The sequence below is a fragment of the Cohnella laeviribosi DSM 21336 genome (genome assembly GCF_000378425.1).
In the GTDB taxonomy this organism is placed as follows: domain Bacteria; phylum Bacillota; class Bacilli; order Paenibacillales; family Paenibacillaceae; genus Cohnella; species Cohnella laeviribosi.
Map to the genome: position 1 here is coordinate 53,061 of NZ_KB899831.1, position 10,238 is coordinate 63,298.

The following is a 10,238-nucleotide window of genomic DNA, read 5'->3' on the forward strand; positions in this document are numbered from 1 at the left end:
GGGGAGACGACGATGGAAATTTCGCGTCCGCACGAGGAACAAAAGCCCGTTCTCCGTAAAAAGCGGCCGGCGCTGGAATCCGGGCGCCCGTTATGGAAAAACCGGGCGTTCGTGTCGATTTTGGCGGGCAATACGGTCTCCGTGTTCGGCGACTGCTTCAACGGAATCGCCCTCAGCCTGTGGGTGCTGCAAACGACCGGGAGCGCGAAGCTTATGGCGGCGATCCAAATTTGCTATATGGCCTCCACCATCCTGTTCGGCTCCTTCGCGGGAACGGTGGCGGACCGGGTGGACCGGCGCAAGCTGATGCTGCTCTCGGATCTGCTGAGAGCGAGCATCGCGGGCACGCTGGCCGTATGCCTGTTCTATCTTCAAACGCCGTTTGCCGTCGTGCTTGTACTGGTTACGCTTTCGGCCTTTGCCAGCTTGTTTCAGGGCCCCGCCTTTCACGCCTCGGTCACGCATCTGGCAGGCAAAGAACGGGTGCAGCAGGCGACGAGCACCGTCCACCTGGCGGACAACGTCGCGCGGATATCGGGGCTGGCGCTGGCCGGGGTCGTCGTGGCGGCTTTCGGCGGCTTTTCCGCGATGCTGTTTACCTCGATTACGTTTTTCGTCTCGGCTGTCTGCGTCCTTGCGGCGGGAGCCTTTCCGCCTCTTGAGCGCCGGGCCTCCTCGGCGAACGGTTCGTTCTTCAAAGACTGGAACGGAGGCTTAGCCTTCATCCGCCGGGACCCGCTTACCCGGTCGATCGTCATTTTGAATCCTCTGCTCATTTTGTTTTTTATGTCCGCTCTCATGCTCGTTCAAGTGATCGCCGTCAAGGAATGGAAAGCGGGGCCGGTCGCCTTCGGCCTGATCGAAATGTGCATCCCGCTCGGCTATATGATCGGGGCGGGGCTGATCATGGCCTTCAGCTCCAGGCTCGGCAAAAGAGGAAGTTGGATCATGACGGGATTGGTTGCGCTCGGCCCCGTCTTCTGCCTGATTGCGGAGATGCCGAGCGCGCATGCGGCGCTTCCGCTCGTGCTGGCCGGAGGCGTCATGTTTGCCTTTTGCTCGATGCTGACGCAAATCATTCTTCGTTCGGAAGTCGCCGTCGACATGCAGGGGAGAATTTACGGCACGATGGGCGCGATTACGAATGTAGCGCCGACCGTCGGGCTTGCGGTTACCTCCGCCTTGGCCGACCGATGGGGCGCTTCGAATGTGCTCGGCGCGGTCGGCGGGTGCCTGTTCGCCGCAAGCCTTGCGGCCGTCTGGCTGTTAAAGCCGGTCCGGTCTTATCGTTAGAAGGCCCACAGCCGGAGCGGGCGGATCGCGGTCAAAGAAGCGTCCGGCAACGGAAAAGCCGTGCCGCGGACCCCCCGCGGCGAGTTGCGCCATCTGTCGGGGAATCCGGGCACGGCTTCCGGCGGCGGCTATGCGCCGCCTGGCTTCCAACGGGTTACTGCCAGTTGACCGTTATGGTGCCGGTGCCGCTGGCCGGGGTCGTGTACGTATGGTTGGAGCCGCCTTCCCAGGTCACGACGGAGCCGTTCTTTTTGATAAATTTGAATTCCAGGGCGGTGCCGGCCGGTACGCTGACGTCAAAATACCAGGTCGGATAGGTTCGGATGACCCGGTTGAACATCGGGCCTATGGCCGAGGCCGGATCCCAGTTGCCGAGTTCGGCGACGTTGCCGACGAGATAGACGTTTTCGCCGCTGACGGTCGTCGCGTTTTGCACGATGAAGCGCACGGACACCTGGTTGCCCGTCAACACATTAAAGCCGTTGTAGCTGTTGCTGTCGACCGAGCCCGACGTGCGGACTTTCACGCTGTATTTGCCTGCGGCGACGGAAGGCACGACGACCTTGATCTGCGTGTCTTCCCACGAAACGATGCCCGAACCGGTCACCGCAGTCGTGCCGAAGTAGACGGTGCCCTTCGTGGAGCCGAAGCCTCTGCCGTCGATCGTGACGGTGTTGCCGGCTTTGCCCATGACCGGACCGACATGGCCGATCACCGGCGTCGTTTGGGCCGGCGTATATTGCCATACGGCTACGGCTCCCGCTCCGAGCGTAAACGTCGATACGGCGCCGGTGCTGCTTGCCGTGATGCTGCCGCCGCCGAGCAGGCCGCCCAGTTGGTCCGTATAGGTGCCCGCCGGGAAGGAAGTGACCAATCCGCTGATCGACGCGGAGCTGGACAAGTTGCGGTTGATGGCGACGACCGCCACGCTGTTTCCGAATTTCCGCTCGTAAATGTAAACGTCGTTGTTGATCCACCGCTGCTGGGTCGAACCGTATGCGATGGCGGGATTCGACTTGCGAAGCGGAGCGAGTTTTTTGATTACGTTAAACGCGGTCGTCGTCTCGGAGAAGGAGGACATCATCGCGCGGTTGTCCGGATCGGTGCCGCCGCTCATATACTGCTCCGTTCCGTAATAGATGGCGGGAACGCCGCGGGACGTCAGCAGCAGCGCAAGCGCCTGCTCCACCCGGCGGTTGCTGACCGAGCCCGATTTGAACCGCTCCATGTCGTGATTGTCGATGAAGGTGACCTGGTCGGCGACCTGCGCGTAGTCGGAGGCGGTGGAGGAAATCATCGAATCCAGCCCGTACATCGTGTCGGTGTTGTCGCGGAGCACCTGGCGAACCTTCTGGGCGAAGCGGAAGTCGAGCAGGCTCATGCCGGATTCGTTGGCGAAATAGACGTTGCTCGGGTCGTTCTCGTTCGTGCCGAGGAACCACTCGCCGAAGGTGAACACCGGTTTGTAACCGTAGATGTAGGACATCCAGTTCTTCTGCCAGCCCATCGGCATATGCTTGACCGCATCGACGCGGATGCCGTCGATTCCCAAGTCGAGCCAGACTTTGATCGCTTCCTTGAAGTAGGTGTCGATCCGGCTGACGTTGTGGTTGAGGTCGGCGAGGTCGTACAGGTTTCTGTAAATGCCGTCTTCCAGCGAGGAAAAATCGGTTCCCCCGTTATGATGGAAGTAGCCGTTCGTGTCGTTCGTATAGCCGCCGAGCAGCGTGCCGTTGTCGTACAGCCGGCCGTTCTCGGCGAAGGAGCTGTCCGTTTCCAGGGCCGGCGAGGTGTGATTGGGCGCGAAGTCGATCACGATCTTGATGCCTTTGGCATGCGCGGCATTGATCAGGGTTTGCAAATCCGCGAACGTGCCGTAATAAGGGTTGGTCTTTTTGAAATCGCGAGCCCAGTACCCGTGGTAGGACGTATTGTTGACGCCGGAGTAGTTGATGACGGAATAAATGTTTTCCACCGGCTGCGAAATCCACAGCGCCGTTACGCCCATATTGGTGAAATAACCGGCGTTGATCTTGTCCGTAATGCCTTTCCAGTCGCCGCCGCAGTACAGCCGCAAATTCGTGCAGCCGGGGCTGAAGGCCGAGCCCGTCGGATTGTTGGCGGGATTGCCGTCGGCGAACCGGTCGGTGAAAATCTGGTAAATCACGTCCGTGCTGAAGTTCTGCTTGTTCGATACGGAGGTGTCGGGCGCGGCGGAAGCGACCTGGACCGGAAGGCCGGGAACGACCGTCCCGGTCAACAGAGCGAGCGTCAACGCCATGCCGGCGATCCATTTTTTCAAATGATTAACCATAATTTCCCACCTTATTGTTTTTTATTTTTGTTAGGAAAGCCCGTGCGGAACCGCTTTTTGGTAAAACGCTTACAAAAAATCCTGCCGCAAACGCGGGACTTCAGGACATCGCCGTCACCTCCTTTAAAGCAAAAACCCCGGCAGCTCCAAGGGGAGATACCGGGGTTGTTCTCAAACCGGAACGGCTTAAGAAATCAGAGCCCTCAAATTATTCCGCGAGATTATATTAAACAGATTATAGGTAATCTGTCAATATATTATTTTTAATGAAATCTTTACAAAATAGTAGATTCATACTATCATGAAAGTGAAATTTCAAACTTCCGACAATCTGAGGGCCATGCTTCGCTGAAACGACCGATGGTTTCAGAGACAACCCCGTGATCTCGAGAGGAGACGCGGGGTTTTTTGCCGTTGCGCCGGCTCGCGCATGTCCCCGCATTGGCGGTTGTCCGAAGGAGGCGAGAAATTCCGCATACGGAGCATCGTGAGCCTAAGCGACGAAGGGAGGAGGACCATTGCCGGGCCAATCCGCAATCGTCACCATCGACAGCTTTTATGCTCGCAGATTGAACAATGAGAGAAGGATACTCGTATATTTGCCGCCCGGTTACGAAGAGAGGACGTCCAAACGGTATCCCGTCCTGTACATGCATGCCGGACAGCGGGCTTTCGAGCCGGCGAAGCCCGGGACGGAGTCGTGGAACATCCATAAGGCGGCTGACCGTCTGATCGAAGAAGGAATCATCGAGGAAATCATCATCGTGGCGATTGCCCACGTCCGGCCGGTGACGTCCAACGAATACTACCATTTTGTCGCGCCGGCTGCCGAGGCCAAGCACATCGCGTGCACGGGTCTCGATTACGAGCATTTCATTATCCGCGATTTGAAGCCTTATATCGACCGGCGGTTCCGGACGCTTCCCGGTCCCGCGAACACCGGTCTGATCGGATCGTCCGCCGGAGGCTTGTCCACGTATCATATCGGCTTCCGCAATCCGGACGTGTTCGGCAAGCTGATCATGCTGTCCCCGTACTTCGTAAAGGCATGGCTGGACGAAAACGGAGAGGCGAAGCTTGGCGAAGAGACGCTGTACCGGCCGTATACGGACAAGCTGCCGCTGAAGCTGTGGTTCGACATCGGCGATGCGGAGGGGCTGTTCCTGCCCCGGCATGTCCGCGGCGTCGTCGACCGGCTGGTGGCAGCGGGCTACCGGTACGGAGAGGATATCGGCTATCTGCTCAAGCCGGATGCCGCCCATCAGGAAGCGGACTGGGGCGAGAGAGTGCATATTCCGCTGATTTTCATGTTCGGCAAAACGCCGGGACGCGTCGCAGCCGTAGAGCTTCTGGGCCGGGATTCCGCCGCGCTCAAAGGGATGAAGACGCAGATCAACGCGGTCGCGCGGTACGATAACGGCCTCGAGCTGAGCGTGCTGAACGGCGATTACCGGGTTCAAGACCCGGAGGTGCTGGAAGTGCTGCCGGACGGGACCGTCAAGCCCAAGCGGGAAGGCGAAACCGCCGTAACGCTGACCGTAGACGGCGTCGAGGCGACACGGACGTACCGCGTCGTGAACGAGCTGTCCGAATTCGTCAACGTCGCGATGAGCGTGGAAGTGCCCCCCGAATCGGCGCCAGCCGAAAGCATTTACGGCGGGATGGGCATGAAGCTGATGCGCGACGGCGGCGGCCGGTATGCCGGCCGCTTTCTCGTGCCCCGCGATACCGGCTACCGGTTCCGCTTTACCAGAGGCTTCCGCAGATTTGAAACGGCGGCCGACGGAAGCGCGCTGCCCAACCGGGCTTTCCGCGCGGCGGAGGATCTGGTTCTTCATTACAAGGTCGAGCGCTGGGAGGAAAAGGCTGTCGACTCGCCGGAGAGGAGGAGCCATGCAGATCAAACCTTTTGAGCCCGCAACGGACATTCCCTATTACTATCCTTGCCATTTTCCCCTGATTCACGAAGTGTTGAAAGGGCAGGGCTCGGAGAGCAGCCTGAGCCTTCTGGCCAATTCCCGCCTGTACGGACTGCCGTCCTGCTCAAGTTCGGGACTCGTCAAGACTTATTTCGACAAGCTGGATTACGGCGAAGCCATCTGGAAAACGAAAGGCCGAACGGAGTATCCGAGCCTCGAAGAGGGACTTGCCCACATTCGGCGGCGCGCAAGCCGCGGCGAGCTGACGATCGCCACCGGCACCAGCTACTATCTTCCCTACACCGACGACTATCTCAACCCCAAGTACATCGAAAAACTGACCGAACCTGGCTCCCGGCTATATCTGGTGGACCATTGGCTTGGCGTATACGGCGCGGAGGACGACCGGGTCTTCGTCTACGATCCGGTTCCCGCCCGCTATACCGGCTCTCTGTCCGTCAAGGCCTTCGGCGATTTCTGGAAAGGGAACGGGGCGATCCCCGAGCTTGCGGGAGCCAAGCGGAAAGAACGGCTTTATACGTACGGCACCGTCGACATCGAAGCGGAGTCGAAGCTGACTCCGGCTTTGTTCAAGGAAGCGCTGCTGCGCGCGCTGGCTACGCAAGCGCACGAGTTCCTTGCCGGAAGGGAAGTAACGAAGGGCGAGCGCACGTACTATTTCGGTCATGCCGTCTCGCTGCAGCTGCTGAAACGGCTGCATCTCGGGCTTGCCGAACCTGAAGCCTCGCTCGGCTCCATTTCCGGATTTCTGTTCGACATGCGCTGGAGCCGCTATTTCGCCCGCGATTTGCTGCGCGAGCTGGCGGAGCGGTTCGGCGGCGCGCATGCCGGCTATTTGGCCGAATTCGCCGAAATCGTCGAGGAATGGGAGAACGCGCACAAGAGGCTGCAGGGACTCGGGACGAGAACGAAGGCCGCGGACCGGCTCCGCGAGCTCAGCGTTGCGCTGGAACGGCTCATCGGACACGAGTATCGGCTGTACGAGCGCATTCGGGCGGACCATGCGGCCATCCCGCCGTTCGCCAAGGCGGGCAAACCCGAGCGGGCGGAGGCGTCGCGGCATCGGGAGGCGCTCGTTCGGATCGTGCTCGAGAGCTGCCGGGAAATGAACCGGTACCATAACGGCTCGATCCCCGTCGAGCTGGGGCTGCAGGCGCCGCTCTACGGGCGCAACGGCCATCTCGACTCGCTCGGCCTCGTCACGCTGCTGGCCACGGTCGAGCAGGGGATTCAGGAGGAACTCGGCATCGGGCTGGCGCTGTCCGGCGGATCGGAGCTGGCGCCCGCCATGGCCGACAGCCCGTACCGGACCGTGGACAGCTTCGTAGGCTACCTGCTGGAACGGATGCCGGAGAGGGCCGAGGCCGGGGAAGCTATTTGAAGGAGGTGGAGCATGTATCGAAGCTTCCTGTTGGATCGGTTCGAGGAATTCGGTCCGCGGACGGCGTTCGTATGGCGCGGAACGGAGTATTCGTACGAATGGCTGCTGGACTGCATCGCGCGGATGTCCGAACAGCTTTGGGCCGCGGACATCGAAAGGAAAGTCGTCTCGCTGGAGGAGGAATACTCGCCTTATGCCGTCGCCGCGCTGTTTGCCCTGTTCGGCAGCCGATGCATCGTGCTTCCGCTCGACAACAAGCTGGTCGAGAACAAGATCCGGGAGTATTTGAAGATCGGCGAGGCCCAGGCCCGAATTCGCGCGGGCGAAGGCGGCCTCTCCGTTCGCCCGCACCGGGACGGGAGAGCCGCCCATCCGCTGCTCGCTTCCTTGTTGATGGAGGGGGCGCCCGGACTCGTCCTTTTCTCCTCCGGATCGACCGGGAAGAGCAAGGCCGCCGTTCACCATGTCGACCGTTTGTTGGCGAAATACCGGAGGATTGGAACTGCGAGGCGGACGATACCGTTTATGATGTTCGACCATATCGGCGGCATGAACACGCTGCTGCAGACGCTGGCGAACGGGGGCAGCCTGTACATGCTGCAGGATCGGTCTCCCGCGGAAGTATGCAGAGTCATCGAACAATACCGCGTCGAAGCGCTGCCGGTGTCGCCCACGTTCATGAACCTGCTGCTCTTGAGCGAGGCGTACAAAGAGTTCGATCTCTCCAGCCTGCAAGTCGTCTCCTACGGTTCCGAAGTGATGCCGGAGAGCACGCTTGCGGCCTGGAACGCACTGTTTCCCGGGGTGCGCACGGTGCAGGCTTACGGCATGTCGGAAATCGGGATTTTGCGGACAAAGTCCAAAAGTACGGACTCGCTGCTGTTCTCCATCAACGAGGACGGCGCGCAGTACCGCATCGTGGACGGCATGCTGGAGGTCAAGACGGCAACCGCGATGCTGGGCTACTTGAACGCCCCCGATCCGTTTACCGAAGACGGCTGGCTGCGGACGGGAGACGAAGCGGTCGCCGAGGGCGGGTATATCCGCATTCTCGGCCGCCGCTCGGAAATCATCAACGTCGGCGGAGAGAAGGTGTACCCGGCCGAGGTGGAGAACGTGCTGCAGCAGCTCGACTGCATCGAGGAAGTCGCCGTCGGCGCCGAGCCGAGCGGCATCACGGGACAAATGGTGACGGCAACGGTCAGGCTGCGGGAGGAACTGCCCCTCAGGGAGCTGCGCCGCCGGATCTGGGCATATTGCGCGGACAAGCTGCCCGCCTACAAAATTCCGCAGAAGATCGTCGTGACGACCGAATCGCTCACAAGCAGCCGCATGAAAAAAATCCGAACGCCGCTTCCGGAAGCGGAAGGCGGACGAGCCGAACCGGCCGTGCGATAGGGGAATCTTTTTTTCCAAACTTAATCCGAAAAGGGAGCGTGTATGACGATGCAAACGACGGTCGAACGCTACGCGCAGGAGCTGGAGCAATTTCACCGGGACGGTTACGTGCTGTTCAAAAACGTGCTGGACCCGGCGCAGGTCGCGGCCGTAAAAGAAGGCATCCGCCAGGCGTTCGAAGGCAAGGGGCCGGAATCTATGCTTCAGGGGCCGATGTTCGAGAAAGGGGAAATTTTCGAGTCGCTCATCGACTACCCCGGCATCATCGACTTCATCGAAGCGGTGCTCGGTCCGGACTGCCAATTGAGCAGCATGAACGGGATGCGGACGATCAGGGAAAACGCGGTCAGCAAATGGCATGTGGACGAAGCGCTGTTTTTTCCGCTGCCGGACGGCGTCGAGCTTGATCCGCGAATCCAGATGCCGGTCTATTTGACCAATGCGCTCTACTATCTGGACGACGTCTCGGAAGAGCTCGGGCCGACGCAGGTTGTTCCCGGCTCCCACCGGGCGGGCAAGCATCTGGCTTTCACCGAAGAAATCGGCCTATACAAAGGGCAGGGACCGATATCGGTACTGGCGAATGCGGGCGACTGTCTTGTGTTCAACAGCCAGCTCTGGCACCGGGGCGCTCCCAACCGGACCGACCGGCCGCGCTATGTGCAGCAGGTGATTTATCGAAAGAAATTTATCGTGCCGCATATGTGCCATGACGTCAACGCCCTCTACCGGGTGCCGGAGGAAATCCTTCAACGCGCCAATCCGCGCAGGAAGCGCCTGCTCGGGTATAATCAGCAGATTTTTTGAGCGGACGGGGAACGGTATTCGGATAATAGAACGGGATGAGTGTATTCGTCCTTGAATGGCATCACCCTCTATTAGGCCTGTTGGCCTGGTAGAGGGCGATTTTCTTTGGCGGTAAAAGGCGTTAAAAAATGAATGGAACCCGAAGGGGGCGGCTGTCATCTAGCGCCAAAGAAAGACTGCTTGCGTACAATTGGTTAGCGCACAGTAAGTGACTTTATAGCAACTGCATCGACCTTTTTCGCGGAAGGGTGCGATCGAAGTGCTATAAACGCAATTCCAACGCGCTTTGCACCTGAAACCCGGTAAAGTCGAGCCGCGAATTCGCAAAAAAGCAACTGCTAGCGCGAAACAGCCGGTACCGGCCGAAATAATTGCTTTTTAGGCAACTGGTGAAACGAACCATGTCAAGCGGGAGGATAATCCTGAGCGGACGGGCGGTACGACTACTTCAGCCTCGGGTTTTACAGTTCGAGACGTCTAGCCGTGCTTTCTCCTGGCTACGCTTCCAGATGTATGGGATTGAACGGTTACAAAGAACCGACGACCGGCATTACCGTTTCGACATTTGACGTTTACGAGACGGGTACCCGAGCGAAATAAAAAATAGATGCAAAGGGAAGTAATTGTTGAAAGATTGCACGTCTAAAGTGTCTGTGCTAAGCTTAAAATAACAAAGGAAGCCGTGTTGCAGCACGGCTTCCCCGACAACAGCCGCTTTTAAGGGCGGTTGGCTTGCGGGTAAACGATCCGAAATAGACCGATACCTTTGGCGAGGGCGGTCTATTTCTGTTTATGGAAGGAAAGTATCATAACGACCAATGTCGCGAATGAAATCATCAGCGTCAAGGCCTGATATACTTCCACGGGCATCACCTCCCTTCCGGGAGATTAGCCGACCGCCCTTGCAAGCCTTTCTGTTGTAAGTAGATTATACCATATTCAATAGCCTGCCAGGACTGGCGGGCTTTTTATTTTGCTTGTTTTTCTAGGCATGTGTCGTTTCAATCTACGCTCCCCTGCGGGATGCGACACGTGCAGCATGTCAGCGACGTAAAGCAAGTCCTGGTTTCAATCCACGCATCCCTGTGGGATGCGACTTGGAGTG

General features: G+C 59.0%; 7 protein-coding genes. 5 read left to right on the plus strand and 2 right to left on the minus strand.

Features of this window, described 5'->3' with window-relative positions; translation table 11 throughout:
* The first annotated feature begins 12 nt into the window (after positions 1-12).
* Entirely contained in the window at positions 13-1,293 is a 1,281-nt protein-coding gene (locus tag F560_RS0115040) for an MFS transporter (protein WP_156829009.1), read from the plus strand.
* 154 nt (positions 1,294-1,447) lie between these two features.
* On the opposite strand, the gene F560_RS0115050 is transcribed toward F560_RS0115040, so the two are convergent.
* Complete coding sequence (locus F560_RS0115050) at positions 1,448-3,607, minus strand: alpha-amylase family glycosyl hydrolase (RefSeq protein WP_019006576.1); 2,160 nt, start codon at positions 3,605-3,607, stop codon at positions 1,448-1,450.
* Positions 3,608-4,125: 518 nt separating this feature from the next.
* Between F560_RS0115050 and F560_RS0115055 the strand changes: the two genes are divergently transcribed.
* The 4 genes from F560_RS0115055 to F560_RS0115070 are packed head-to-tail and all read left to right on the plus strand — an operon-like array spanning position 4,126 to position 9,133.
* Positions 4,126-5,520: an alpha/beta hydrolase gene (locus tag F560_RS0115055; protein WP_019006577.1), complete on the plus strand. Its 1,395-nt coding sequence runs from the start codon at positions 4,126-4,128 to the stop codon at positions 5,518-5,520.
* Positions 5,501-6,928, plus strand: coding sequence for a hypothetical protein (locus tag F560_RS0115060; protein ID WP_019006578.1), 1,428 nt, complete (start codon positions 5,501-5,503; stop codon positions 6,926-6,928). Before F560_RS0115055 ends, F560_RS0115060 begins: the two co-directional genes overlap by 20 nt.
* 12 nt (positions 6,929-6,940) lie before the next feature.
* Positions 6,941-8,326, plus strand: a complete 1,386-nt coding sequence (locus F560_RS0115065) for an ANL family adenylate-forming protein (protein WP_019006579.1) — start codon at positions 6,941-6,943, stop codon at positions 8,324-8,326.
* A 42-nt stretch (positions 8,327-8,368) separates the two neighbouring features.
* Entirely contained in the window at positions 8,369-9,133 is a 765-nt protein-coding gene (locus F560_RS0115070) for a phytanoyl-CoA dioxygenase family protein (protein ID WP_019006580.1), read from the plus strand.
* A 780-nt stretch (positions 9,134-9,913) separates the two neighbouring features.
* On the opposite strand, the gene F560_RS26620 is transcribed toward F560_RS0115070, so the two are convergent.
* Positions 9,914-10,003 (minus strand): putative holin-like toxin, encoded by a 90-nt coding sequence (locus tag F560_RS26620; RefSeq protein ID WP_019006581.1) that lies wholly within the window; start codon positions 10,001-10,003, stop codon positions 9,914-9,916.
* Between the last annotated feature and the right edge of the window lie 235 nt (positions 10,004-10,238).